At 65.6% G+C, this 25,666-nt stretch carries 26 protein-coding genes; 17 read left to right on the top strand and 9 right to left on the bottom strand.

The window, feature by feature from the left end; genetic code table 11:
* Positions 1–37: 37 nt before the first annotated feature.
* From araH to pyrF, 5 genes are all read left to right on the top strand, one after another.
* Positions 38–1,054 carry an L-arabinose ABC transporter permease AraH gene (gene araH, locus F6X37_RS00850; protein WP_184022903.1) on the top strand — a complete coding sequence of 339 codons (1,017 nt, stop codon included), beginning with the start codon at positions 38–40 and terminating at the stop codon, positions 1,052–1,054.
* Between the two features lie 51 nt (positions 1,055–1,105).
* Entirely contained in the window at positions 1,106–1,906 is an 801-nt protein-coding gene (locus F6X37_RS00845; protein WP_184058491.1) for an SDR family NAD(P)-dependent oxidoreductase, read from the top strand.
* A complete protein-coding gene (locus tag F6X37_RS00840; RefSeq protein WP_187609985.1) occupies positions 1,903–2,844 on the top strand; it encodes an SMP-30/gluconolactonase/LRE family protein in 942 nt (313 codons plus the stop codon). Before F6X37_RS00845 ends, F6X37_RS00840 begins: the two co-directional genes overlap by 4 nt.
* Positions 2,845–3,064: 220 nt before the next feature.
* Positions 3,065–4,123 (top strand): aldose 1-epimerase, encoded by a 1,059-nt coding sequence (locus F6X37_RS00835; protein WP_090801877.1) that lies wholly within the window; start codon positions 3,065–3,067, stop codon positions 4,121–4,123.
* A gap of 186 nt (positions 4,124–4,309) precedes the next feature.
* Positions 4,310–5,125 (top strand): orotidine-5'-phosphate decarboxylase, encoded by an 816-nt coding sequence (gene pyrF, locus F6X37_RS00830; protein ID WP_187609984.1) that lies wholly within the window; start codon positions 4,310–4,312, stop codon positions 5,123–5,125.
* A 96-nt stretch (positions 5,126–5,221) separates the two neighbouring features.
* Here the strand turns inward: pyrF and F6X37_RS00825 are convergent, their stop codons facing one another.
* The 4 genes from F6X37_RS00825 to thiL form a co-directional block, all read right to left on the bottom strand.
* Positions 5,222–5,752: a cupin domain-containing protein gene (locus F6X37_RS00825; protein ID WP_187609983.1), complete on the bottom strand. Its 531-nt coding sequence runs from the start codon at positions 5,750–5,752 to the stop codon at positions 5,222–5,224.
* Positions 5,753–5,784: 32 nt separating this feature from the next.
* Complete coding sequence (locus tag F6X37_RS00820) at positions 5,785–6,285, bottom strand: CinA family protein (protein ID WP_184022908.1); 501 nt, start codon at positions 6,283–6,285, stop codon at positions 5,785–5,787.
* Positions 6,286–6,394: 109 nt separating this feature from the next.
* Positions 6,395–6,970 (bottom strand): phosphatidylglycerophosphatase A, encoded by a 576-nt coding sequence (locus tag F6X37_RS00815; protein ID WP_187609982.1) that lies wholly within the window; start codon positions 6,968–6,970, stop codon positions 6,395–6,397.
* Positions 6,960–7,961, bottom strand: a complete 1,002-nt coding sequence (thiL, locus tag F6X37_RS00810) for a thiamine-phosphate kinase (protein WP_184022910.1) — start codon at positions 7,959–7,961, stop codon at positions 6,960–6,962. Before thiL ends, F6X37_RS00815 begins: the two co-directional genes overlap by 11 nt.
* A gap of 178 nt (positions 7,962–8,139) precedes the next feature.
* On the opposite strand from thiL, the gene F6X37_RS00805 reads away from it, so the two are divergent.
* The 3 genes from F6X37_RS00805 to F6X37_RS00795 all read left to right on the top strand — a co-directional run bounded on the left by F6X37_RS00805 (position 8,140) and on the right by F6X37_RS00795 (position 11,890).
* Entirely contained in the window at positions 8,140–10,479 is a 2,340-nt protein-coding gene (locus F6X37_RS00805) for an NADP-dependent malic enzyme (RefSeq protein WP_187609981.1), read from the top strand.
* A 420-nt stretch (positions 10,480–10,899) separates the two neighbouring features.
* Positions 10,900–11,313 carry a ribonuclease gene (locus tag F6X37_RS00800; protein ID WP_090801868.1) on the top strand — a complete coding sequence of 138 codons (414 nt, stop codon included), beginning with the start codon at positions 10,900–10,902 and terminating at the stop codon, positions 11,311–11,313.
* 16 nt (positions 11,314–11,329) lie between these two features.
* Positions 11,330–11,890, top strand: a complete 561-nt coding sequence (locus tag F6X37_RS00795; RefSeq protein WP_090805466.1) for a barstar family protein — start codon at positions 11,330–11,332, stop codon at positions 11,888–11,890.
* Between the two features lie 129 nt (positions 11,891–12,019).
* Here F6X37_RS00795 and F6X37_RS00790 read toward each other — a convergent pair whose 3' ends face one another.
* The 3 genes from F6X37_RS00790 to speE all read right to left on the bottom strand — a co-directional run bounded on the left by F6X37_RS00790 (position 12,020) and on the right by speE (position 14,200).
* On the bottom strand, positions 12,020–12,760 hold the full coding sequence (locus tag F6X37_RS00790) for a 16S rRNA (uracil(1498)-N(3))-methyltransferase (RefSeq protein WP_184058470.1): 741 nt from the start codon (positions 12,758–12,760) through the stop codon (positions 12,020–12,022).
* Between the two features lie 19 nt (positions 12,761–12,779).
* Positions 12,780–13,193 carry a VOC family protein gene (locus F6X37_RS00785; RefSeq protein WP_090801864.1) on the bottom strand — a complete coding sequence of 138 codons (414 nt, stop codon included), beginning with the start codon at positions 13,191–13,193 and terminating at the stop codon, positions 12,780–12,782.
* Positions 13,194–13,297: 104 nt separating this feature from the next.
* Positions 13,298–14,200, bottom strand: a complete 903-nt coding sequence (gene speE / locus F6X37_RS00780) for a polyamine aminopropyltransferase (RefSeq protein WP_187609980.1) — start codon at positions 14,198–14,200, stop codon at positions 13,298–13,300.
* Between the two features lie 269 nt (positions 14,201–14,469).
* On the opposite strand from speE, the gene tkt reads away from it, so the two are divergent.
* Both tkt and gap read left to right on the top strand, forming a co-directional pair.
* Positions 14,470–16,491, top strand: a complete 2,022-nt coding sequence (gene tkt / locus F6X37_RS00775; RefSeq protein ID WP_184058466.1) for a transketolase — start codon at positions 14,470–14,472, stop codon at positions 16,489–16,491.
* Positions 16,492–16,603: 112 nt separating this feature from the next.
* Complete coding sequence (gene gap / locus F6X37_RS00770; RefSeq protein ID WP_008923882.1) at positions 16,604–17,614, top strand: type I glyceraldehyde-3-phosphate dehydrogenase; 1,011 nt, start codon at positions 16,604–16,606, stop codon at positions 17,612–17,614.
* Between the two features lie 71 nt (positions 17,615–17,685).
* Here gap and F6X37_RS00765 read toward each other — a convergent pair whose 3' ends face one another.
* Complete coding sequence (locus F6X37_RS00765; protein WP_090801859.1) at positions 17,686–18,372, bottom strand: FadR/GntR family transcriptional regulator; 687 nt, start codon at positions 18,370–18,372, stop codon at positions 17,686–17,688.
* A gap of 236 nt (positions 18,373–18,608) precedes the next feature.
* Here F6X37_RS00765 and F6X37_RS00760 point away from each other — a divergent pair, with 236 nt between their 5' ends.
* The 3 genes from F6X37_RS00760 to F6X37_RS00750 all read left to right on the top strand — a co-directional run bounded on the left by F6X37_RS00760 (position 18,609) and on the right by F6X37_RS00750 (position 21,610).
* Positions 18,609–19,937 (top strand): C4-dicarboxylate transporter DctA, encoded by a 1,329-nt coding sequence (locus F6X37_RS00760; RefSeq protein ID WP_187609979.1) that lies wholly within the window; start codon positions 18,609–18,611, stop codon positions 19,935–19,937.
* Between the two features lie 122 nt (positions 19,938–20,059).
* Complete coding sequence (gene alc / locus F6X37_RS00755) at positions 20,060–21,070, top strand: allantoicase (RefSeq protein ID WP_187609978.1); 1,011 nt, start codon at positions 20,060–20,062, stop codon at positions 21,068–21,070.
* 27 nt (positions 21,071–21,097) lie between these two features.
* The gene (locus F6X37_RS00750) at positions 21,098–21,610 is read left to right on the top strand and encodes an ureidoglycolate lyase (RefSeq protein ID WP_187609977.1); all 513 of its coding nucleotides are present in this window, start codon (positions 21,098–21,100) and stop codon (positions 21,608–21,610) included.
* Between the two features lie 100 nt (positions 21,611–21,710).
* Here the strand turns inward: F6X37_RS00750 and fur are convergent, their stop codons facing one another.
* Positions 21,711–22,139 carry a ferric iron uptake transcriptional regulator gene (gene fur / locus F6X37_RS00745; RefSeq protein WP_013090534.1) on the bottom strand — a complete coding sequence of 143 codons (429 nt, stop codon included), beginning with the start codon at positions 22,137–22,139 and terminating at the stop codon, positions 21,711–21,713.
* A 153-nt stretch (positions 22,140–22,292) separates the two neighbouring features.
* Here fur and F6X37_RS00740 point away from each other — a divergent pair, with 153 nt between their 5' ends.
* The 4 genes from F6X37_RS00740 to F6X37_RS00725 all read left to right on the top strand — a co-directional run bounded on the left by F6X37_RS00740 (position 22,293) and on the right by F6X37_RS00725 (position 25,590).
* Positions 22,293–23,141: an outer membrane protein assembly factor BamE gene (locus F6X37_RS00740; RefSeq protein ID WP_187610026.1), complete on the top strand. Its 849-nt coding sequence runs from the start codon at positions 22,293–22,295 to the stop codon at positions 23,139–23,141.
* Between the two features lie 330 nt (positions 23,142–23,471).
* On the top strand, positions 23,472–24,269 hold the full coding sequence (gene dapB / locus F6X37_RS00735) for a 4-hydroxy-tetrahydrodipicolinate reductase (RefSeq protein ID WP_187609976.1): 798 nt from the start codon (positions 23,472–23,474) through the stop codon (positions 24,267–24,269).
* A gap of 78 nt (positions 24,270–24,347) precedes the next feature.
* Positions 24,348–25,067, top strand: coding sequence for a MotA/TolQ/ExbB proton channel family protein (locus F6X37_RS00730; protein WP_187609975.1), 720 nt, complete (start codon positions 24,348–24,350; stop codon positions 25,065–25,067).
* 91 nt (positions 25,068–25,158) lie between these two features.
* Entirely contained in the window at positions 25,159–25,590 is a 432-nt protein-coding gene (locus tag F6X37_RS00725) for an ExbD/TolR family protein (protein ID WP_187609974.1), read from the top strand.
* The last annotated feature ends 76 nt before the right edge of the window (positions 25,591–25,666 follow it).

Below are 25,666 nucleotides of genomic sequence, written 5' to 3'. Positions count from 1 at the left end.
GTCCGCAACCCGTGGGGAACGGGGAGGAGTATTGAACATGCAAGCCAGAGAAAACCTCGCGCAGCAGACCGCCAAGAGCGCGGCCGACGCGCTGATTCCGCAGACCGGCGACAAGGCCAAATGGTGGCAGCAGATCACCGAATACAGCCTGATCGTGATCTTCATCCTGATGTTCGTCACGATGTCGCTGACCGTCGATCATTTCTTCTCGATCGAGAACATGCTCGGCCTCGCGCTGTCGATCTCGCAGATCGGCATGGTCGCGTGCACGATGATGTTCTGCCTCGCGTCGCGCGACTTCGACCTGTCGGTCGGCTCGACCGTCGCGTTCGCCGGCGTGCTGTGCGCGATGGTGCTCAACGCGACCAACAGCACGGTCATCGCGATCATCGCGGCGGTCGCGGCGGGCGCGGTGATCGGCTTCGTCAACGGCGCGGTGATCGCTTATCTGCGCATCAACGCGCTGATCACGACGCTCGCGACGATGGAAATCGTCCGTGGCCTCGGCTTCATCGTGTCGCATGGGCAGGCGGTCGGCGTGTCGTCGGATACGTTCATCGCGCTCGGCGGCCTGACGTTCTTCGGCGTGTCGCTGCCGATCTGGGTCACGCTGATCTGCTTCATCGTGTTCGGCGTGATGCTGAACCAGACCGTGTACGGCCGCAATACGCTGGCGATCGGCGGTAATCCGGAAGCGTCGCGGCTCGCCGGTATCAACGTGGAGCGCACGCGCGTCTACATCTTTCTGATCCAGGGCGCCGTCACCGCGCTTGCCGGCGTGATTCTCGCGTCGCGTATCACGTCGGGTCAGCCGAACGCCGCCGAAGGCTTCGAGCTGAACGTGATCTCCGCGTGCGTGCTCGGCGGCGTGTCGCTGTTGGGCGGCCGCGCGACGATTTCCGGCGTCGTGATCGGCGTGCTGATCATGGGTACGGTCGAGAACGTGATGAACCTGCTGAACATCGACGCGTTCTATCAGTACCTGGTGCGCGGCGCGATCCTGCTCGCGGCCGTGTTGCTCGACCAGTTGAAGAACCGCGGCTCGCGCGATTGAGTCGCTTTCACCCCATCCCAAGCACATCCAAGCTCATCAAGGAATCGAACGATGTCGTCTCCGGCCAATGCAAACGCCAGCCTCGCTGACACCGCGTACGCGCGCTATCCGAGCCTCGTCGACCGTACGGTGCTGATCACGGGCGGCGCGACCGGCATCGGCGCATCGTTCGTCGAACACTTCGCGGCGCAGGGCGCGCGCGTCGCGTTCTTCGATATCGACGCGAGCGCGGGCGACGCGCTCGCCGACCAGCTCGGCGATTCGAAGCACAAGCCGCTGTTTCTGGCCTGCGATCTGACCGATGTCGACGCGCTGCAAAAAGCGATCGCCGACGTAAAGGCCGCGCTGGGTCCGATCCAGGTGCTCATCAACAACGCTGCGAACGACAAGCGCCATCAGATCGGCGACGTGACGCGCGAGTCGTTCGACGCGGGCATCGCCGTGAACATCCGCCATCAGTTCTTCGCGGCGCAGGCCGTGATGGAGGACATGAAGGCCGCGCGTAGCGGCTCGATCATCAACCTCGGCTCGATCAGCTGGATGCTGAAGAACGGCGGCTATCCGGTGTACGTGATGTCGAAGTCGGCGGTGCAGGGTTTGACGCGCGGGCTCGCGCGCGACCTCGGCCACTTCAATATCCGCGTCAACACGCTGGTGCCGGGCTGGGTGATGACCGACAAGCAGCTGCGCCTGTGGCTCGACGACAACGGCCGCCGCCAGATCAAGGAAGGCCAGTGCATCGACGCCGAGCTGATGCCGGCCGACCTCGCGCGCATGGCGCTGTTCCTCGCCGCCGACGACAGCCGCATGATCACCGCGCAGGACATCGTCGTCGACGGAGGCTGGGCGTGAGCGCCAGCCCGCGCGTGCAACGGGCCACGCTGCTGCTCGACGCGCAATGCGAGCTCGGCGAAGGCGCGACCTGGTGCGCGAGGAGCGGCCGCTTCTACTGGACCGACATCGAAGGCGCGCGGCTGTGGCGCTACGATCCGGCCGACGGCCGCAGCGATTCGTTCGACATGCCCGAGCGGCTCGCCACCTTCGCACTGTGCGAAAACCCGCGCTACGTGTTGCTCGGGCTCGCATCGCACCTCGCGTTTTTCGATCTGCAGACAGGCAGCACACAGCGCATCGTCGACGTCGAGCCCGGCATGAATACACGGGTCAACGACGGCCGCTGCGATCGGCAAGGGCGTTTCGTGTTCGGCACCAAGGACGAAAGCGGGCAACGGCAGACGGTCGCCGGCTTTTATCGGTTGAATCACGATCTGTCGCTCGAACGTTTACCGTTGCCAGCGCCGGCGATTTCGAACAGCATCGCATTCAGTCCCGACGGCGCGACGATGTACTACTGCGATTCGCCGACGCGTGAAATCCGCGCGTGCGACTATCGCGCGGACGGCGGCATCGCGAACGATCGCCTGTTCACTCGCCTGACCGATGCGAACGGCATCCCCGACGGCTCGACCGTCGACAGCGACGGCGGCCTGTGGAACGCGCAATGGGGCGGCGCGCGCGTGGTGCGTTACGGTCCCGATGGCGTGGAAACCGAGCGCATCGACGTGCCGACCACGCAGCCGAGCTGCGTCGCGATCGGCGGTGCCGCGCTCGGCCAGGCCACGGGCAGCGCCCAGGGCGAGACGGCGCTCGACACGCTGTACATCACGAGCGCCTACGCCGAGCTCGATGCGACGGCGCGCGCGGCCGACACGCTCGCGGGCGACCTGTTCGTCGCGACGCTCGCGCGGCGCGGTGTTGCGGAGCCGCTGTTCCAGGGCGCGCCTATCTAGCGCAGAATGACGCAGCCCCGGCCGCACGCCGGGGCCGCGATCCTGAAGGTGAAGCAGAAGTCGATGTGGCAGTTTCGGTCCGCGAGCAATACGCCCGCGACCGGCCGGCAACGAATCGGCAGCATGCAGTTCGGACTCGAGGCGAATTGGTCATAAAAAATCGCCCGCCACTCCCGTCAACCCTGACGGCAACGTCCCACGCCTCTCGATGGAGCCAGATATGACTGTTGCGAATCTCGTTTCAACCTCATCCCCAACCTCTCAAACGCGACGCTCGCGACTCGCCGCGGCCGCCAATCCCGTGCTGGCGGGCCCGAGCACGTCGGCGGTGGCCCTCGGCGAAGGCAGCGCCGGCGATGTCGCGTGCATCACGCTCGCCAACTCGCAATTGCGTCTCGATGTCGCGCCGACGCTCGGCGGCGGTGTGACCCGCTTCGACTGGCGCGACGACGGCGCGCTGACGCCGATCTTCCGGCGCTGCAGTCACGTCGGTGGCGATACGCAACCGAACCAGCTGGCCTGCTATCCGCTCTTGCCATACTCGAACCGCATCGGCGGCGGCCATTTCAGCGTGGCCGGGCGGCGCGTCGAGGTGCCGCGCAACCGCGCCGACGAGCCGCTGCCGATTCACGGCGACGGCTGGCTCGCGCAATGGCAGGTGCTCGACGCGGGCCGCGAGCACGTGCGTCTCGCGCTCGACCGCAGCGACGGCAAGCCGTACGCGTTCCGCGCGACACAAACCTATACGCTGGACGGCCCAACGCTGGTCGTCTCGCTCGACATCGAAAACGCTGGCCGCGAGACGCTGCCGTTCGGGCTCGGCGTGCATCCGTTCTTCGTGCGCGACGCGGACACCGAGCTGTCGGCGGCGGCCGGCGGCCTGTGGCTCTCGGGCGACGACTGGCTGCCGGTGCGCCACGTGCCGGCGCCCCCCGCGTGGCAGTTCGGCGTCGCGTATCCGCTGCCGGAGACGATCGTCAATCACGCGTTCACCGGCTGGAGCGGCCAGGCGGCAGTGGTGTGGCCGAAGCGCCGTCTGTCGCTGAACATCGCCGCCGACACCGACTATTACGTGCTGTACACGCCGCCCGGCGAAGACTTCTTCTGCTTCGAACCGGTCGATCATCCGATCAATGCAATGAACCTGGCGGGCGGCGCGAGCGAAAACGGCATGACGCTGCTCAAGCGCGGCGAGCGGTTGACGCGCACGTTCCGCTTCACGGTCGAGCGGACTGGACTGCGCTCGATGCCGGGCGGGCGTGGCGCGCGGCGCAGGTAGTAGTCGCAGCCGTAGCCGCAGTCGTAGCCGCCGGGCCGCCGGCCGGACGAACGTCCGAACGGGCGGCCTGGCGCTGCTATCGCCTATGAGGCGCGGGCCGCGCGGTGACCGCCATCGACGGACGGCGTTCGTGGGACAGGTAAAATACGCGCCTCCTCCGATTACCGGCTCGCCGCGAGACTCACCATGTCCAATTTCATCCAGACACTCAACGACGCCTGGCAGCGCACGAACTCGCTGCTGTGCGTTGGCCTCGATCCCGAGCCCAGCAAGTTCCCGGGTGCGCTCGCGGGCCGCGCCGACGCGATCTTCGAGTTCTGCCGCATGATCGTCGATGCAACCGCGCCGTACGCGTCGTCGTTCAAGCCGCAGATCGCCTACTTCGCCGCGCATCGCGCGGAAGAGCAGCTCGAGCAGCTGATCGCCCACATTCACGCGAACCATCCGGGCCTGCCGGTGATTCTCGACGCCAAGCGCGGCGATATCGGCAGCACGGCCGAGCAATACGCACGCGAGGCCTTCGAGCGCTACCAGGCCGACGCGGTGACGGTCAATCCGTACATGGGTTTCGATTCCATCGAGCCGTATCTCGAGCACGCAGGCAAGGGCGTGATCGTGCTGTGTCGCACGTCGAACGCGGGTGGCTCGGATCTGCAGTTTCTCGAGACAAGCGGTCGGCCGTTGTATCAGGTCGTCGCGCAACTGGCCGCGCAGAAGTGGAATGCGAGCGGCCAGCTTGGGCTCGTGGTCGGCGCGACGTTTCCGAAGGAAATCGAAGTGGTGCGGGGGATCGTCGGCGACATGCCGCTGCTGATTCCGGGCATCGGCGCGCAAGGCGGCGACGTGCAGGCCACCGTGAGCGCCGGACGCACCGCGAACGGCACCGGCATGCTGATCAACTCTTCGCGCGCGATCATCTACGCGGGCAAGGGCGACGATTTCGTGCAAGCGGCCGCGCAGGCCGCGAAGGACACCCGCGACCGGATCAACGCGTTTCGTTGAACCGGCGGGCGATCCCGCGGCGGGCGATCCCGCGGCGGGCGATCCCGCGGCGGGCGATCCCGCGGCGGGCGATCCCGCGACGGCCGGCGCGGCGCGTCAGCGCGCCGGTGCGAGCCGCCCGATCAATCCCGCATGCCGCGGATGCCGCGCCTTCAGCGCGTCCACCTCCGCGAGTTCGAACTCGCTGAATTCGAAACCCGGTGCGACCGTGCAGCCGACCAGCGCGAACGATGCCGGATCGGCGCACTCGGCCGCGAACCACAAGCCGGCCGGCACGACGGCCTGACAGACCGTATCGGGATGCGTGAGCGGATTGCCGAGCCGGTGCGTGACGAGCGCACCGCCGGCATCGCTTTCATCGAGCACGTGGACCAGCAGCGGCTCGCCGGCATAGAAATGCCAGACTTCATCGGAACGGATCCGATGCCACGCCGAATGCGCGCCGTCGCACAGCAAGTAATGGATCGCAGTCGACGCCGCACGGGCGTTCCCAACCTCGCTCGGCTCGCCGACGCGCAGCACACGCGCGGCCGAGCGGTAGGTCTCCGCAAAAAAGCCGCCTTCAGGATGGGGCTTCAGATCGAAGCGGCGGATCAGTTCGTCTGCGATCGCGCGCGAATCCGGCATTGTCCGCCTCCTCAGTGATAGTTAGCCGCCGCTCAATGCTCGCGTTCGTCGAGTAGCGCCAGCAGGCCGCGCAGCGCGTGCGCCGCGGCCTGCACGCGGATCTGGTCGCGGTCGCCCTTGAAAATCTTCGTTTCCACCGACGTGTGCAGCCGGTTGCTCCAACTGAACGACACCATGCCGACAGGCTTGGTTTCCGTGCCGCCGCCGGGGCCGGCGACGCCGGTGATCGACAGCGACACCTGCGCTCGGCTGTTGCGCAGCGCGCCTTCGGCCATCGCTCGTGCGACCGGCTCGCTGACCGCGCCGTGTTTTTCGATCAGGTCGGCCGGCACACCGATCATTTCGCTTTTCGCCTGGTTCGAATACGTGACGAAGCCGCGTTCGAACCAGCCGCTGCTGCCGGAGATGTCGGTGATCGCGGTCGCGACCATGCCGCCCGTGCAGGACTCGGCGGTCACGAGCATCAGGCGCTCGTCGCGCAGACGGTTGCTCACGCGGATCGCAAGCTGGTGAACGACGGAATCGGTAGGCATGGCGTCAGTCAATCCGGAAAACGAAGCCGGCCGGGCGGCGCGGCGAACGGCAGGGGCCGGGCGGCGACCAAAAGAGTCGAACGGTACTCGAACGGTGAACAGGCAGCGCTCAAACCGACATCCGCCACAGCGCAATCACCAGCAACGTAAAAAATGCGGCGATCAGGTCATCGAACATGATGCCAAAGCCACCTTTCAGCCGGCGGTCGAAGTAGCCGATCGGCGGCGGCTTCACCATGTCGAAGAAGCGGAAGATCAGGAACGCCCACACCTGGCCGGTGAGCGTGGCAGGCGTGACCATCAGCAGCACGAGCCAGATCGCGACGATTTCGTCCCACACGACCGCCGACGGATCCTCGACGCCAAGCCGCTTCGCGGTAAAGCCGCACAACGCGATGCCGCCGAGAAAGCCGACGCCGATCAGCACGCCCCATTCGATAACTGTCAGATAACGATTCAGCACCGCGAACGAGGCCCACCCGAGCAGCGTGCCGATCGTGCCCGGTGCGACGGGCGACAGCCCGCTGCCGAAGCCGAGCGACAGAAGGTGGACTGGATGCGACAGCATGAAGCGCGCGGTCGCGCGGCGCGGCTGAGCAGGCTTCGGCTCGCGCGGTCCAGGCGCCTCTGGCGGCTCGCCGCCGAGGAAGTCGTCGGCGGGGCCGAGCGGGGGGTCATTCTGCATGAAAGTGATCGAAACCTTGCAAGGTCAGAGTGAGCGGCGCGCCGCTGGCGTTGCGCCACGCGATGGCCGGGCGGTCGGTGGCCGCCTCCAGTGCGCTTATTGTACCGATGCGGGTGACCGGCACGGCGGCCTTCTGCGCGGCGGCCTCGACCGCGGCGCGCGCGGCGGCGGGCGCGGTGAAGCACAGCTCGTAGTCGTCGCCGCCGGCGAGCGTGCAGCGCTGCTGGACGTCGGGCGGCAGGCGGCGTAGCGCGGCCGAGCGCGGCACCGCATCGACGTCGACGCTCGCGCCCACCGACGAGCGTTCGAGGATGTGCCGCAGATCGCCGGCGAGTCCGTCCGACAGGTCGAGCGCCGCGTGTGCGATGCCGCGCAGCGCGAGGCCGAGCGCGATGCGCGGCTCGGGGCGTTCGAGCGCCCGGCGGAACGTCGCGGCGTCATTCGGGGTGGCGGACCATTCGCCGCGCTGCGCGCCGAGGCCGGCGCGCGCGTCGCCGAGAGTGCCGGAGATCCAGATGTCGTCGCCGGGTTGCGCGGCATCGCGGCGCAAGGCTGTTCGTGGCGGCACGCTGCCGAATACCGTAATGCACAGATTGAGCGGCCCGCCCGTCGTATCGCCGCCGATCAGCTCGCAACCGTAGCGCTCGGCGAGCGCGAACAGGCCTTCGCTGAAACCGGAAAGCCAGGCTTCGTCGGCTTTCGGCAGCGAGAAGGCCAGCGTGAACGCCCGCGGCTGCGCGCCCATTGCGGCGAGGTCAGACAGATTGACGGCAAGCGCCTTGTGACCGAGCGCTTCGGGATCGATATCGGCGAAGAAATGACGGCCTTCGACCAGCATGTCCGTCGATATCGCCAGCATTTCGCCGGCAGGCGGCGCCAGCAACGCGCAATCGTCGCCGATGCCGAGCGTGCCGCCTTCGGCATTGGCGGGCCGCACGGCGGCGGCGCGGCGGGCAAAGAAACGATCGATCAGCGAAAACTCGGAAAGCATGATGGCGGACGGTGAGCGGAGAACGATTGGAGAAATGGCGCGGATCAGGGCGATTGAGCGTGATGCCCCGTCGCAAGCGCCGGACCATCCGGACAACGGGCAACGCGCGCTTTCACGCTGTTTCAGTCGCGGCTGTTGTACCCGTATTGAAGGAATTGCGTAGGCAATTGGGGCTACAATGCCGTCGAACGTCTATTCTAATCTGCCCTCCGAAGCCCGCCTTATGTCGAATTCCGTCAATACCAAACTCCGCGAAGCAGCTCTCGATTACCACGAGTTCCCGACTCCCGGCAAAATCGCGATCGCCCCGACCAAGCAGATGATCAACCAGCGCGACCTCGCGCTGGCGTATTCGCCTGGTGTCGCGTTCGCGTGCGAGGAAATCGTCGAGAGCCCGCTGAACGCCGCGCGCTTCACCGCGCGCAGCAACCTCGTTGGCGTCGTCACGAACGGGACCGCGGTGCTGGGCCTCGGCAACATCGGGCCGCTCGCGTCGAAGCCGGTCATGGAAGGCAAGGCCGTCCTGTTCAAGAAGTTCGCCGGCATCGACGTGTTCGATATCGAGATCAACGAGAACGATCCGCACAAGCTGGTCGAGGTGATCGCCGCGCTCGAACCGACCTTCGGCGGCATCAACCTCGAAGACATCAAGGCGCCGGACTGCTTCATCGTCGAGCGCGAATGCCGCAAGCGCATGAAGATTCCGGTCTTCCACGACGACCAGCACGGCACCGCGATCGTCGTCGCGGCGGCGGTCACCAACGGCCTGAAGGTCGTCGGCAAGGACATCAAGGAAGTCAAGCTGGTCGCGTCGGGCGCGGGCGCGGCGGCGCTCGCGTGTCTGGACCTGCTGGTCGACATCGGCCTGCCGCTCGAAAACATCACCGTGACCGACCTCGCGGGCGTCGTGTACAAGGGCCGCACCGAACTGATGGACCCGGACAAGGAGCGTTTCGCGCGTGAAACCGACGCGCGCTCGCTTGCCGAGGTGATCGAAGGCGCGGACGTGTTCCTCGGGTTGTCGGCTGGCGGCGTGCTCAAGCAGGACATGGTCAAGCAGATGGCCGCCAGGCCGCTGATCCTCGCGCTTGCGAATCCGACCCCGGAAATCCTGCCGGAACTCGCGCTCGAAGTGCGTCCGGACGCGGTGCTGTGCACGGGCCGCACCGACTACCCGAACCAGGTCAACAACGTGCTCGTGTTCCCGTTTCTGTTCCGCGGCGCGCTCGACGCCGGCGCGACGACGGTTACGCGCGAAATGGAAATCGCCGCCGTCAACGCGATCGCCGAGCTGGCGCGCCAGGAGCAGAGCGACATCGTCGCGACCGCGTACGGCATCCAGGACCTATCGTTCGGACCGGAATACTTGATTCCGAAACCCTTCGATCCGCGTCTGATCGTGAAGGTCGCGCCCGCGGTGGCGAAGGCCGCGATGGAATGCGGCGTCGCCGAGCGTCCAATCGAGGACATGGACGCATACGCGCAGCATCTGCAGCAGTTCGTTTATCACAGCGGCACGACGATGAAGCCGATCTTCCAGCTCGCGCGCAGCGTCGAGCCGGAGAAGAAGCGCATCGTGTTCGCGGAAGGCGAAGAAGAGCGCGTGCTGCGCGCGATGCAGATCATCGTCGACGAAAAGCTCGCAAAGCCGATCCTGATCGGCCGGCCGGCCGTGATCGAGCAGCGGATCGCGCGTTATGGCCTGCGGCTCGTCGCGGGGCAGGACTACACGGTCGTCAACACCGATCATGACGAACGTTACCGCGAGTTCTGGCAGGAATACGCGAAGATGATGTCGCGCAAGGGCATCACCACGCAGATGGCCAAGCTCGAGATGCGCCGCCGCACCACGCTGATTGGCTCGATGATGGTCAACAAGGGCGAGGCGGACGGCATGATCTGCGGTACGGTCAGCACCACGCACCGCCACCTGCACTTCATCGATCAGGTGATCGGCAAGAAGCCCGGCGCGAAAGTCTATGCGGCGATGAACGCGCTGGTGCTGCCGAATCGGCAGATTTTCCTCGTCGATACGCACGTGAACGTCGATCCGACACCGGCCGAGCTGGCTGAGATCACGATCATGGCAGCCGAGGAAGTGCGCCGTTTCGGCATCGAGCCGAAGGTTGCACTCGTGTCGCACTCGAACTTCGGTTCGAGCAACGCGCCGACCGCGCAGAAGATGCGCGATACGCTCGAGATCCTGCGCGAACGCGTGCCGGCGCTGCAAGTTGACGGCGAAATGCACGGCGACGTCGCGCTCGACGCCAACCTGCGCCGTGAGGTATTGCCCGATTCGACGCTCGAAGGCGACGCGAACCTGCTGGTGCTGCCGAACATCGACGCGGCCAATATCTCGTACAACCTGCTGAAGACGGCGGCCGGCAACAACATTGCGATTGGCCCAATTCTGCTCGGCGCGGCCAAGCCGGTGCACGTGCTGACGCCGTCGGCGACGGTGCGCCGGATCGTCAACATGACGGCGCTGCTGGTCGCGGACGTCAGCGCAACCCGCTAACTGCGCATCGTGATCGGGCCGCGACGGGCCCGGCGCCGGTTTTCCAACCGGTGTACCTGAAAAAAAAGGCGTGCCCGCAATGGGCACGCCCTCAGGGCAAGCAGGGGATCGCCACCCCGAAAAATGGCAATGACACGGCCTTTCGGCTCAGTGGTTACAGGCTCTAACAACCGCAATCGAGCGCTTCGGCCAGCGGCCGCTTGCACCGCCCGCACTGCATTCGATCACGGTTGAGCTCAGTTTAGCCTGATTGAGCTAAACATTTTGTCAAAAGTCGTCAAAGTCCGCGCCACCGGCTTTTCCGCGGGGTGAGGCGGGGTGCCATCGGCCGTCGAACGTTGATTCCAAAGGCTATTAGCGATACCCTTACGACTTTCATGGTCGTCAAATTCGTGATCTGACAGCGGGGAAACCGGATACATGGCACGCAACTGGTTGCGCATGAAAGGCGTGCTGATCGGTGCCGCCGCACTCTGCGCGTTGTCCAGTTCCGCACCCGAAGCGCTGGCGCGAGATTACTCGGCGCCAACTGGGGTGGAAGCGCAGGTGGGCACCATCGCGCTGGCGCAATTGCCGCGCGAGGCGGTCGATACGTTGAACCTCATTGCCGCCGGCGGGCCTTACCCGTATCAGAAGGACGGCATCGTATTCGGCAACTACGAACGGGTGCTGCCCGCCCACCGGCGCGGCTATTACCATGAATACACCGTCCCCACGCCTCACGCGCGTAATCGCGGGGCGCGCCGCATCGTCTGCGGAGGTCCGCTACAGCGGACCGACAATTGTTATTACTCGGACGACCATTACACCAGTTTTAACCATATTGTTGAATGACATTGGGATGAACGGCATGAGCGACAACATCTACGCGCACGATTCCGGAGTCGCGACGGATCTTTTCGCGGCCGGCGACGGCAATTTGTTCCAACGCGTCATGAAGATGCGCGCCGACCAGCAGGGACGCGACAATCAAAGCGAGGCTGCCACGGTGGTTTCATCGAACGAGGAGCCCATGAGCCTTTTCAGGACGGTGCGGCCGAACATCGTGCAGTCGATCCGCGCGTTCCGCGTGCAGGATCTCGCCGACGAGGCCAACCTGCTCGGCCAGCACTTTCTGTATGCGTACTGCGCGAACGCCGCCTCGAAGCAGGAAGTGCTCGAGACGATCGCGACGTCGTTCCTGTTTCCCAAGCATTTCGGCAAGAACTACGACGCGCTCTACGACTGCCTGACCGACCTCGTGCACAAGGCCGGCGCGCAGCCCGGCTTCGTGATCGTGCTCGAACACCTGCCGATCGCGCAGAAATTCGACAAGGAAGGGCGCGAGACGCTGCTCGACGTGTTCCGTGAAGCGGCCGAATTCTGGGCCGAGCGCAAGGTCGCGTTCCGGGTGTTCTACTCGTTCGCTTGAGGTTCGCCGGATTTTCGCCTGTTCAGGCGTAGCTGCTTGAGTCTGACAGTGAACGTCGCGGTGTAAACGGCAAAGGCCCGCTAATTGGCGGGCCTTTGCTTTTGTCGCGCTGCTTGGGCAAGCTCCCGCTCACCAGCCGCCCCAGCGCGCCGCGAGCCCCGCCAACACTGCGATTCCGGCGGTCTCGGTGCGCAGCACACGCGGTCCCAAGCCAATCGCGGTAAAGCCCTGTTCGCCGGCGGCGGCTTCCTCGTCGGCGCAAAGGCCGCCTTCGGGGCCGATCAGCAGCGTCACGCCGCCAGGCGGCGGCGCGTCAGGCAGCGCCGCAAAGCCGATGCTTGCGCGCGGCGATAACAGCAGGCGCAGCTCGTCAGGCGCCGGCTCGCGCGACAGCGTATCGAGCCACGCGCCAATCTCGCACACCGGCATCACGTCCGGAACCCGATTACGTCCGCACTGCTCGCACGACGCCCGCACCACACCCTGCCAGTGCTGCTGCCGCCGCTGCGCGCGCTCGCCGGTAAGCCGCACGATGCTGCGCGCGGTCGCGAGCGGCACGAAGCCCGAGGCGCCGAGTTCGACCGCCTTCTCGATCAGCCAGTCCATCTTGTCGCCGCCGGCGATGCCTTGGGCGAGCGTCAGCCGATACGGCGGCTCGACCTCGATCGCGCGAAATTCGCCGATTTTCACGCGAGCCGCACGACGCTCGACCTCCACGAGTTCGGCGCCGTATTCGCCGCCCTGGCCGTTGAACAACGTCAGGGAATCGCCTGGCTGCAGACGCAGCACGGCCACGTGGCGCACGACGTCGTCGGGCAGTGCGATCACGTCGTCGGCGTAAAGCGGGATATCAACAAAAAAACGGGGCATCGACGGGAGACTCTTGAATTCAGGACAGGTGGCGGGCGAGTGCCCAGCGATAGCCGTCGATATCCTCGACCTGCGCGAAGCGGTCGCCCCAGAACTGGTCCTGTGGCTCGCTCAGCGACTTCGCGCCGGCCGCGAGCGCGCGAGCATACACGGCGTCGACGTCCTCGACATAGACATAGAACGATTGCGGCGCGATCGTGCCCGCGCTTTTCGGCGTCTTCGCGGTCGAGCCGAACGCGCCTTCAGGCGCGAACATCACGATCAGCTGGCCTTGATAGGTCATCTCGACGTGCATGACGACGCCGTCGTCCTGCACGCTGTCGCGCACGTCGAAACCGAACGCCGCCGAGAAGAATGCCGTCGACGCGCGCGCGTCGCGCACCGTCAGATAGGGGGTGAGCCAGGGCACACCGGCGGGGTGGGGGGCGGTCATGGAGTTCTCCGGATCTCGTGAGGCGGCGAGGCCACGGTTGCGGGTTTCGGTCGGGCGCGGCACGCCGGCATCACACGAACCGATTCGCGCAAGGTGTCCGCGCTTCAAAAGGACGACTTCGTCAACGGGCTCAGTTTATCGCGCGCCGATCGCGCCGCCGAGAATAGCCCCGCGTGCAGGGCTGGTTCGTAATGACGCAGCGAATCGATGCCGCGCGCGGCGAGACGCTCGGTGAGCGTCTCGGCGGTGAGCGCGGCGGGGTCGAGCGTGTCGCTGGCGATCGCCATCAGCCATAGCGAGCCGTAGAGCGGCACGAAGGTGCCCAGCGTGCGCACCTGTGCGAACGCGGCGTGCAGATCGCCGAGCAGCCCGGCGATGCGCGGCGCGTGGTGGTACGGCGAGCCGAGATGGAGCGACAGCAACGCATCAGCACGCAGCACGCGCTTCAACTGCGCGTAGAAGGTCGGCGTGTACAGGCCGGCCGCGGGCGAATCGGGTGGCGTCAGGTCGAATACGACGAGGTCGAACTGCGCGGCCGCGACGTTCGTTGCACCCTGCGTCGCGCGGGCCGCCGCCGCGACGTAGTCCGCCGCATCGCCGATCACCAGCTCGACGCGCGGATCGTCGAACGCACCGCCATGCACCTGCGGCAAATGTCCGCGCGTGAGCCGCACGACCTCGGGATCGAGCTCCGCGACGACGATCCGCTCGATGCCCGGATGCCTGAGCAATTGCCTCGCGGCCCCGCCATCGCCGCCGCCGAGCACCAGCGCCGCGCGCGGCGCCGGATGCGCGAGCGCGGCCGGATGCACCATGCATTCGTGGTAGATGAACTCGTCGCCTGCGGACGTCATCGGACGGCCGTCGAGCGTGAACAGCGCGCCGAGCTGCGGCGTGTCCCAGATCTCGATCGTCTGATAACGGGATTCGACACGCTCGACGAGGCGCGCGTGAGGAAAGCCGTAGACGGCGTCGGGACAAGGCTGGAACAATAGCGGGGCGTTCACGGCGGACGGGCTCGATCGGTAGTGCGGACACACAGCTGCTCGAATTGTAAATGCCGCCGCCTGGCGGTGTGCGTTGAACCACGTGGCCAGGCGGCTTTCCGGCCGGATAGGGGGTAGCCTTCTGCTAGAATGTGACGCTTTCAGCCTTGTCCGCTTGCTCTGCCCGTTTCGCGTCTCCTGGCGCCGCATCGTGCGCCGTAGCGAAGTGACCGCCGAGCTTCCGGGCCTCAAGCGCGCCCCCGCTTTCTGACTCTGTCTCCGGACTCGACATGACGACCCCGTCTCCCGCACCCACCTCCCTGATGGCCAACGCGATCCGCGCGTTGGCCATGGACGCCGTTCAAAAGGCGAACTCCGGTCACCCCGGCATGCCGATGGGCATGGCCGAGATCGGCGTCGCCCTGTGGTCGCGTCATCTGCGCCATAACCCGAAGAACCCGCAATGGGCCGATCGCGACCGCTTCGTGCTGTCGAACGGTCACGGCTCGATGCTGCTGTACTCGCTGCTGCATCTGACCGGCTACGACCTGCCGATGGACGAGCTGAAGAACTTCCGCCAGCTCCATTCGAAGACGCCGGGTCACCCGGAATACGGCATCACGCCGGGCGTCGAGACGACCACCGGCCCGCTCGGCCAGGGTCTCGCGAACGCGGTCGGCATGGCGCTCGCCGAATCGCTGCTCGCCACCGAATTCAACAAGCCCGACGCCAGGATCGTCGATCACCACACGTACGTGTTCGTCGGCGACGGCTGCCTGATGGAAGGCATCTCGCACGAAGCCTGCTCGCTCGCGGGCGTGCTGAAGCTGAACAAGCTGATCGCGTTCTACGACGACAACGGCATTTCGATCGACGGCGAAGTGGTGCACTGGTTCCACGACGACACGCCGAAGCGCTTCGAAGCGTACGGCTGGAACGTGATCCCGAACGTAGTCGGCCATGACGTCGACGCGGTCGACGCGGCGATCAGGCAGGCGAAGCTGTCGGACAAGCCGACGCTGATCTGCTGCAAGACCGTGATCGGTGAAGGCGCGCCGACCAAGGCGGGCTCGCACGATTCGCACGGCGCGCCGCTCGGCGACAAGGAAATCGCGGCGACGCGCGAAGCGATCGGCTGGAAGTGGGAGCCGTTCGTGATTCCGCAGGAAGTCTACACGGCATGGGACGCGAAGGAAGCGGGCGCGCGCTTCGAAGCGGAATGGGACGAGGCGTTCGCTGCCTACGCGGCGAAGTACCCGCAGGAAGCGGCCGAATTCAAGCGCCGCAGCGCGAAGCAACTGCCGGCCGACTGGAAAGATAAGGCGAAAGCGATCATCGCCGGCGCGAACGAGCGCGCTGAGACCGTGGCGACGCGTAAGGCATCGCAGCAGGCCATCGAAGGTCTGTCGGCCGTGTTGCCTGAACTGCTCGGCGGTTCCGCCGACCTGACCGGCTCGAACCTGACCAACTGGAAGGCCGCCAAGCCGGTGCGCGTGAATGCCGAAGGCCGTGCCGCCGGCAACTACGTGAACTACGGCGTGCGCGAATTCGGCATGAGCGCGGCGATCAACGGCGTCGCACTGCATGGCGGCTACAAGGCGTTCGGCGGCACGTTCCTGACGTTCTCCGACTACAGCCGCAACGCGCTGCGCGTCGCCGCGCTGATGAAGTCGCCGTCGATCTTCGTGTTCACGCACGACTCGATCGGTCTCGGCGAAGACGGCCCGACCCACCAGTCGATCGAACACGTCGCGAGCCTGCGCCTGATCCCGAATCTGCAAACGTGGCGCCCGGCCGACACGGTCGAAACCGCGGTGGCCTGGACCCATGCGATCGAGCATGAAGGACCGTCGTGCCTGATCTTCAGTCGCCAGAACCTGCAGTTCAACGAGCGCACCGACGCGCAGATCGCCAACATCGAGAAGGGCGGCTACGTGCTGCGCGACTGGGATGAAGAGATCGTCGCGCGTAAGATCATCCTGATCGCGACGGGCTCGGAAGTCGAACTCGCGATGAAAGCCGTCGAGCCGCTCGCGCGCGAAGGCATCGCCGCCCGCGTCGTGTCGATTCCGTCGACGACCGTGTTCGACAGGCAGGACGCCGAGTACCGCGAACGCGTGCTGCCGCATGGCGTGCGTCGCGTCGCGATCGAAGCGGGCGTGTCGGATTTCTGGCGCAAGTACGTGGGTCTGGAAGGCGGCGTGGTCGGGATCGACACGTTCGGCGAATCGGCCCCGGCAGGCGTGCTGTTCAAGCATTTCGGTTTCACCGTCGAGCACGTGGTGGCGACGGTCAAGGCCGCGCTCGGCTGATGGTTGCGTCGCGTTGCCGTCGTGCCCCTCGTGGCTGCGCGCGGCAACGCACCGAACCGGATGTCCGACCAGGCGAACCTAAACGGATTTTTTAGCCATCAGGAGATAAATCATGACGATTCGCGTCGCAATCAACGGCTACGGCCGGATCGGCCGCAATACCCTGCGCGCCTTCTATGAAAACGGTAAGAAGCACGATATCGAAATCGTTGCCATCAACGATCTGGGCGATGCGAAGACCAACGCCCACCTGACGCAGTACGACACCGCGCACGGCAAGTTCCCGGGCGACGTGTCGGTGGACGGCGACTACCTCGTCGTGAACGGCGACAAGATCCGCGTGCTGGCGAACCGCAACCCGGCCGAACTGCCGTGGGGCGAGCTGGGCGTCGACGTCGTGATGGAGTGCACGGGCTTTTTCACGACCAAGGAAAAGGCGAGCGCGCACATCAAGGGCGGCGCGAAGAAGGTCATCATCTCGGCGCCGGGCGGTAAGGACGTCGACGCGACGATTGTCTACGGCGTGAACCACAACGTGCTGAAGGCGTCGGACACGGTCATCTCGAACGCATCGTGCACGACCAACTGCCTCGCGCCGCTGGTCAAGCCGCTGAACGACAAGATCGGCCTCGTGAACGGCCTGATGACGACGATCCACGCGTACACGAACGACCAGGTTCTGACCGACGTGTACCACGAAGACCTGCGCCGCGCGCGTTCGGCCACGCATAGCCAGATCCCGACCAAGACCGGCGCGGCATCGGCGGTCGGCCTCGTGCTGCCGGAACTGAACGGCAAGCTGGACGGCTACGCAATCCGCGTCCCGACGATCAACGTATCGGTCGTCGACCTGTCGTTCATCGCCGCGCGCGACACGACGGTCGAGGAAGTCAACGCGATCATGAAGGAAGCATCGGAAGGCGCGCTGAAGGGCGTCCTCGGTTACAACGACGCACCGCTCGTGTCGATCGACTACAACCACAACCCGGCTTCGTCGACGTTCGACTCGACGCTGACCAAGGTGTCGGGCCGACTCGTGAAAGTGTCGAGCTGGTACGACAACGAGTGGGGCTTCTCGAACCGCATGCTGGACACGGCTGTGGCGCTCGCGAACGCGAAGTAAGTTTCGGGTTTCACGCTGCATGAAAAAGCCGCTCTTCGGAGCGGTTTTTTTTCGTCTGCGATTTTTGCCGTCTACGGCGTGGGGAAATAGACGCCGGCGCGCTGCGCGGCGTTCGCGATGTGCGTCTCGATCGCCTTGCCCGCGGCGAGCGAATCGCGGGCCTTCAACGCGTCGAGAATCGCGCGATGTTCGGTGTACGTGGACAGCACCCGCTCGCGCCGGTAGAACGGCATGCGCTGGCTTTCCTGCATGATCTCGGCGCTGCTGCGCAGGATCGACTCGATCGCCGCATTGCCCGCGATGCTGACGATGCGCATATGGAACGCGTAGTCGAGCCGAGCTGCTTCGTCGAGTTCCTCGCAGGCGAGCGCGCTTTGCATCGCGGTGATGTTTTCCTCGAGCCACGCGAGGTCGTCGTTGGTGACCGCGAGCACCGCCATGCGCGCGACGAAGCCTTCGAGCGCGTAGCGCATCTGATACGTGTCGGGCAGCGACGACTGCTCGGCGAAGCGCCACGCCTGCGCGTTTTTCGCCTGCGCGCTTTCCACGTAGACGCCCTTGCCAGGGCGGATCACCAGCAGACCAAGCGCTTCCAGCGTGGAAAGCGCTTCGCGCAGTGACGCGCGGCTGATCGACAGTTCATCGGATAGCTGGCGCTGCGCCGGCAGCAGACTGCCCACCGGATAGACGCCCCCCTCGATACGCTCGCGGATGGTCGCGATGGCCGCGTCGGTGACGGTGTGCGGGACGTTTTTCATGAGGGATCGCTCGGTAGCGTGGTCTGACCGCAATTCTAATACTTGCGCGCGAGAAGGCGCGCCGCGCGCCGTCTGAAATCCAGAATCCGACCCGAAATCGCCGAAGAAACAACGGGTAAACACTGTTCGATGAGTTCTTGACGTGGGTATATCGGCTTCCTACTATTCGCCATAACAGCCATGGTCTGACCAGTCTGAACAGAAGTGACCGAGACAACCATCCGCAGGAGGAAGCCGTGTTGAAATTCTTCAATTCGCTATTTGGCCGGGTCGTGATAGCGCTCGTGGTCGGCGTCGTGCTCGGTGCCGTTTTTCCGCATTTCGCGCAGTCCTTGCGGCCGCTTGGCGACGGCTTTCTGAAGCTGATCAAGATGGTGATCGGGCCGATCGTGTTCTGCGTGGTGGTGAGCGGCATGGCGCACGCGGGCGATCTGCGCAAGGTCGGCCGCGTGGGCTTGAAGTCGGTGATCTACTTCGAGGCGATGACGACGATCGCGCTCGTGATCGGCGCGGTGCTCGCTTACGCGACGCGTCCTGGTGCAGGTATGAACGTGAACCTGAACTCGCTCGATGCGGCGTCGCTCGCGACCTATACCGAGCACGCGAAGAGCCTGAAGGACACAGCGGGCTTCCTGCTGAAGATCATCCCCGACACGGCGATCAACGCGTTCGCGACCGGCGACATTCTGCAGATCCTCGTGTTCTCGGTGCTGTTCGGCTCGGCGCTGTCGCTGCTCGGCAAGCGCGCGCAGCGCGTGAGCGGGTTGATCGATGAGCTGTCGCAGGTGTTCTTCCGCGTGATGGGCTTCATCATCAAGCTCGCGCCGCTCGGCGTGCTCGGCGCGATCGCGTTCACGACCGGCACCTACGGCGTCGAGTCGCTGAAGCAGCTCGGCATGCTCGTGCTGGTGTTCTACGCGAGCTGCGTGGTGTTCGTCGTACTCGTGCTCGGCGCGGTGATGCGGCTCGCCGGCTTCAGCATCTTCAAGCTGATCCGCTATCTGCGCGAAGAACTGTCGATCGTGCTCGGCACCGCGTCGTCCGACGCCGTGCTGCCGCAGATCATGCGCAAGCTCGAATGGATGGGCGTCAAGGATTCGACGGTCGGTCTCGTGATTCCGACCGGCTACTCGTTCAACCTCGACGGCTTCTCGATCTATCTGACGCTCGCGGTCCTGTTTATCGCGCAGGCGACCAACACGCCGCTGTCGATCCACGACCTGATCGTCGTCGTGCTGGTGTCGCTGGTGACGTCGAAGGGCGCGCACGGCATTCCGGGCTCTGCGATCGTGATTCTCGCGGCGACGCTGTCCGCGATTCCCGCGATTCCCGTGCTCGGTCTCGTGCTGATTCTGCCGGTCGACTGGTTTGTCGGCATCGCCCGGGCGCTCACCAACCTGATCGGCAACTGCGTCGCGACGGTGGTGGTCGCCGTGTGGGAAAACGATATCGACAAGGCGCGCGCGCATCGCGTGCTGAATCGCGACGCGGCGCTGCGCTACGTGCCCGTCGTCGACGACACGCTCGTCGAACCCGGTGCGGCCGAACCCGCACCGGCGGTATGACGGCTGGTCTGACCAGACGAACCGGCATCGTTTTCCAGATAGCTCCTCGACCTTTTTTCGCAAGCCGGCGGTTGCCGTGGCGCCGCCGGCTGTTTCCGACCTCTTCGACACCGACCGACATCATGGCCAACCCGATCCTCGACCCGAACGCTCCCGCCTTCACACGCCGCTACATGAACCTCGCCGATCCGCGCCTCGGCGCGAAGGCGCTGTTCGCCAGCGACGAATTCTTCGCGCCGAAAGAGCGCATGCTCGACCCGCAGCCGGCGGTGTTCATTCCCGGCAAATACGACGACCACGGCAAGTGGATGGACGGCTGGGAGACGCGTCGCAAGCGCACGACCGGCCACGACCATTGCGTGATCCGGCTCGCGCGGCCGGGCGTCGTGCATGGGGTCGATCTCGATACGAGCCACTTCACCGGCAATTTCCCGCCGGCGGCGTCGATCGATGCCTGTCATAGCGACGCTGACGTGCCGCCCGAGCACGCCGACTGGCAGCCGCTCGTGCCGGCGACAACGCTACAGGGCAACCAGCATCACTACGTCGAGGTGAAAGGCGCGCGCCCGGTCACCCATCTGCGCGTGAATCTGTATCCGGACGGCGGGCTCGCGCGACTGCGCGTGTATGGCCAGCCGCAGCGCGACTGGAGCCGCGTCGAGCGCGGCACGCTGCTCGATCTCGCCGCGATCGAAAACGGCGCGTACCTCGTCGCCGCGAACAACCAGCATTTCGGGCCGGCCTCGCAGATGCTGATGCCGGGCCGTGGCGTGAACATGGGCGACGGCTGGGAAACGCGGCGGCGTCGCGAGCCGGGCAACGACTGGGCGATCGTCGCGCTCGCGCGGCCCGGCGTGATCCGCAAGATCGAAGTGGACACCGCGCACTTCAAGGGCAACTTCCCGGATCGCTGCTCGCTGCAGGCGGCATCGGTGACGGGCGGCACAGACGATTCCCTCGTCACGCAGGCGATGTTCTGGCCGGTGCTGCTCGGCGAACAGAAACTGCAGATGGATCACGTGCACGCGTTCGCGGACGACCTCGCCGCGCTCGGGCCGGTCACGCACGTGCGCTTCAACATCTTCCCGGACGGCGGCGTGTCGCGCCTGCGTCTGTGGGGCGAGATCGCTTAACGCAAGCAACGTCATGGAGCGGCACGCATGAAGATCCTGCAGATGGAACGCCTGACGCGCGCGGCCTTCGCGCCGTTCGGCGACGTGATCGAACTCGACGGCGCGCGTCGTTTTCCGATCAACGGCGGTACCACCGAGCGCTATCACGACCTTGCGCGCGTTGACGTGGTGGAGCAGGGCGGCCGGCCGCTCGTCAGTCTGTTTCGCGCGCAGCCGCGCGCGCTGCCCGTCGAGATCACGATGATGGAGCGGCATCCGCTCGGCAGCCAGGCTTTCATTCCCTTACGCGCGGGCCGATATCTGATGGTGGTCGCGCCGGCCGGCGAGTTCGACGCCGCACGCATGCGCGCGTTCTGGACCGATGCGTGGCAGGGCGTCAATTACGCGAAAGGGGTCTGGCACCATCCGCTGCTCGCGCTCGATCAGGTCAGCGATTTCATCGTCGTCGATCGCGGCGGCGATGCGCCGAATTGCGACGAATTGCAGTTGGCCGAGCCGTGGCGGCTCGCCTTCGAGCCGAGCGCGGAGTTGATTGGATAGCGGTGCTTGCGGCCGCCTGAATAAAAAAACCCGGCCGATCCCCATCGGCCGGGTTTTTTTCGACTTGCCAGGCCGCATGCTCCCACGCGACTGCGACGCATCAGTGCTTACGATGCGGGCAATTTTCCTTCGTGCACGCCCCATACAGTGCCAGCGCGTGTTCCTGCAGCTTGAAGCCGCGTGCCTTGGCGATGGACTGCTGACGGCTTTCGATTTCGGGGTCGAAAAATTCTTCGACCAGCCCGCAATCGAGGCACACGAGATGGTCGTGGTGCGACCCCTCGTTCAGTTCGAACACCGCCTTGCCCGATTCGAAATTGCTGCGCGAGAGCAGGCCGGCCTGCTCGAATTGCGTCAGCACACGATACACGGTGGCAAGACCGATATCGAGCTCCTCGTGCAGGAGGTTGCGGTACACGTCTTCGGCGGTCAGGTGACGTACCGGACTATGCTGAAAAATCTCAAGGATTTTGAGGCGCGGAAGGGTCGCCTTGAGCCCGATATTCTTGAGATCGGTTGGATTGGTCATGACAAGGGATCCCTAGAGTACAATGCTGGGCTCTCATAGTAATGTGTTTTTGCCGTTCTGGTCATCTTCGATGGAATGAGCGCGGCCCGCAAGCGGGCCCGCACGGTGAGTGAAATGATTTCTAAATCTCAATTGATCTACCGGGGGAGCCGCATGCGGGGTACCTTGATCGCTGTTGCGACTGTCGCGGTTCTTGCCGGATGTTCCACATACGACAGCCTGACCCAGCGCATTGCCCAACGCATTACGCCGTATCGGATTACGGTTGTGCAAGGTAATTTCGTGTCGCAGGAAATGGCCGACCAGATGAAGGTCGGCATGACGCGCGCGCAGGTGCGTCAGTTGCTCGGCACGCCGCTATTGACCGACATGTTCCACGCGAATCGCTGGGATTACGTGTTCTATTTCAAGCGCGGCTCGACGTCGATCGTGCAGCAGCGTGACTTCGTCGTGTACTTCTCCGGCGACCTCGTGACCCACTGGACGGGCGGCGAGGATCTGCCGACCAATCTCGAATTGCTGGCCGAAATCGACGGTGATCGCCGTGGCCGCCGCCCGAACGCGACGCCGCCGCGCGCGACGAGCGCGGCCGAGGCCGCCAACGCCGTGGCCGCCAGCGACGCAGCCGCCGCTAGTGCGGCGGCCGCCGCGGCACCGGCTACCGTGGATACGACGCGCTCGCCGTCGGTCGAAGGCGCCCAGCAGGCCGCCACGCCGTCCATGGACGCCAACGCGGAAGCCGCTCAGGCGGCCAATCGCGCGACGAATGCGGTGTCGACGTCGAACGGCCCGCCGTCCGTGCGTTCCGCCGTGCCGCGAGCGAACGCCGGCGGGATCCCGACGCAAGGCCCGACGTCCGGCGGTCAGCCGCAGTTCCAGTTCAAGCGTCCGCCGCCGCCCGCTCAGGAGAACGAAAGCAACCCGGTCGGCCCGACGGGCTCGCAAAGCAGCGGCAGCCCGACGCTGAACACTTCGCCGGCGACGCCGGGAACGAGCAACTGATTTGCTCGTCGGTGTTGTGAGGCGGGCTGCGCGCCACATGTGCGGCGCCCGCCAGATGTGTGTTTGTCCGGCACCAGACAAGGTCGGAAATGCGCCGCTTGGGCCGCATGAATGTGTTGCCGCGGTTGCCGCGACAGTGGGTCGCCGCAGCGGGCCGTATCGGTCAGTCACCTGAGCGAGCCGTCCCGGTTGGCCGCCCGCATTGGCTCCAGCAGCGAGCCGGGTGACTTTGCTCCCTGCCGCCGCGTGTCCCTATATCGGCCGGACGCATTCGCCGGGCCGCGTTTGCCGGGCTCCATACCGGTTGACTCTTTTCGAATCCTCACAGTCATGAAAATTGCCATTGCAGGCGCATCGGGCCGGATGGGCCGCATGCTCATCGAAACCGTCCTCAACGATGCCGACGCGACGCTGTCCGGTGCGCTCTGCCGCACGGGCGCTGCGCAGCTTGGCCAGGACGCCGGCGCGTTCCTCGGCAAAGAGACCGGCGTGCTGCTGTCAGACGACATCGAGCGTGTGTTCGCCGAATCCGACTACCTGATCGACTTCACGCGTCCCGACGCGACGCTCGCGCATCTCGAAGCCGCGCAGCGCCACGACGTGAAAATGGTGATCGGCACGACCGGCTTCGACAACGCGCAAAAAGCGCAGCTGTGCGCGGCGGCGCAGAAGATCGGCGTCGTGTTCGCGTCGAACATGAGCGTCGGCGTGAACGTTACGCTGAAGCTGCTCGAATACGCGGCGCGGCACTTCTCGACCGGCTACGACATCGAGATCATCGAGGCGCATCATCGTCACAAGGTCGACGCGCCGTCCGGCACCGCGCTGACGATGGGCGAAGTGATCGCCAACGCGCTCGGCCGCAATCTCGACGACTGCGCGATCTACGGCCGCGAAGGCGTGACCGGCGAGCGCGATCCGTCGACGATTGGCTTCTCGGCGATTCGCGGCGGCGATATCGTCGGCGATCATACGGTGCTGTTCGCGGGCATCGGCGAGCGCATCGAGATCACGCACAAATCGGCAAGCCGCCTGTCATATGCACAAGGCGCGCTTCGTGCTGTACGCTTCCTCGAAGGCCACGACAACGGCTTCTTCGACATGCAGGACGTGCTCGGCCTGCGTTGAGCGAAGCCCGTTGCGCGTAGGCGGAGTAGCGCATCCCGAGCGCGCCCTCCCGAAGTCACTTTCCCAAGGCGAGGTCAGATGGCAGGCAGCAGCGGCATCATCCATTACCTGCAAACGAGCGACGCAATCACGCATGGCGTCGCCTATGTGCTGCTGGCCATGTCGATTGCGAGCTGGTGTTTTCTGATCGTCAAGAGCTGGATTCTGACGCGCGCGAAACACCAGGCCAACCGGGCGATCGCGCGCTTCTGGCAGGCGCCGACGCTCGCCGAAGGCGTCGCCATCCTGCGCCGCACTGATCGTGAGCGCGTGTTCGCGCCGCTCGCCGAAGCGGCGCTGAATGCGGCCGAGGTCGACATTCCGGGCGCCCTGCTCGCGCGCGTCGAGCGCAGCGAACGGGTGCTGCGCGCGCTGCGCCAGGCGCTCAATGCGTCGCAGCGGCGGCTCGAGTTCGGTCAGGTGCTGCTTGCGTCGGTTGGCAGCACCGCGCCGTTCGTCGGTCTGCTCGGTACCGTATGGGGTATCTATCACGCGCTCGGCAGCATCGCGGCGAGCGGGCAGGCGCAGATCGAGAACGTCGCGGGACCGGTGGGCGAGGCGCTGATCATGACCGCGTTCGGTCTGGTGGTCGCGATTCCGGCGGTGCTCGCGTACAACGTGCTGGGCCGCCTCGTGCGGCAATTGTCCGAGGAGTTGGACGGCTTCGCGCACGATCTGCATGCGTACGTGTGCTCCCCAACCGAGCACGCGCCGACGCCTCCGCGCGCGCAGCAGGCGGCGCGCGAGGCGCACCGCTGACTTGTCACGCGCGGCGGGCTCGGCACATCGCGACCTTCCTCGCACGACACACCGCCCATCGCACGGGCAAGCTCAGACGCAAGGAGGCGACATGGCATTCGGCGGACTCGAGAAGAAGCAGACGGCCGCGCCGATGGCCGAGATCAACATGACGCCGCTGATCGACGTGATGCTGGTGCTGCTGGTGATTTTCATCATCACCGCGCCGCTGTTCTCGCACGCGATCCGGCTCGATCTGCCGAAGGTCGCGGCGGCGCCCGTGCGCCAGACCCCGCAAACCATCTCCCTTTCGATCGACGGCGCCGGCAAGCTCTACTGGAACGGCAAGCCGATCACGCTCGCGCAGATGCGCGCGCAGTTCGCCGAAGCCGGCAAGCAGGCGGACCAGCCGGACATCCAGTTGCGCGCGGAGCGCTCGACGCGCTACGAAGTGATTGCGCAGGTGATGGGCGCCGCGCAGCAGGCGGGGCTCGAGCGGATCGGCTTCGTGACGGACCCGCCGCCGCCCGCCGCGCAGCACTGAGCGCCACCGGGTGCGCACCGCGTTCACGAATCCGGCATACCCAGTCCCGCGCCACGCCGCGCGGCGCACCCGTCCG

It is taken from the genome of Paraburkholderia sp. 31.1 (assembly GCF_014397645.1).
Taxonomy (GTDB): domain Bacteria; phylum Pseudomonadota; class Gammaproteobacteria; order Burkholderiales; family Burkholderiaceae; genus Paraburkholderia; species Paraburkholderia tuberum.
This window is presented reverse-complemented; position numbering and strand designations above follow the sequence as displayed.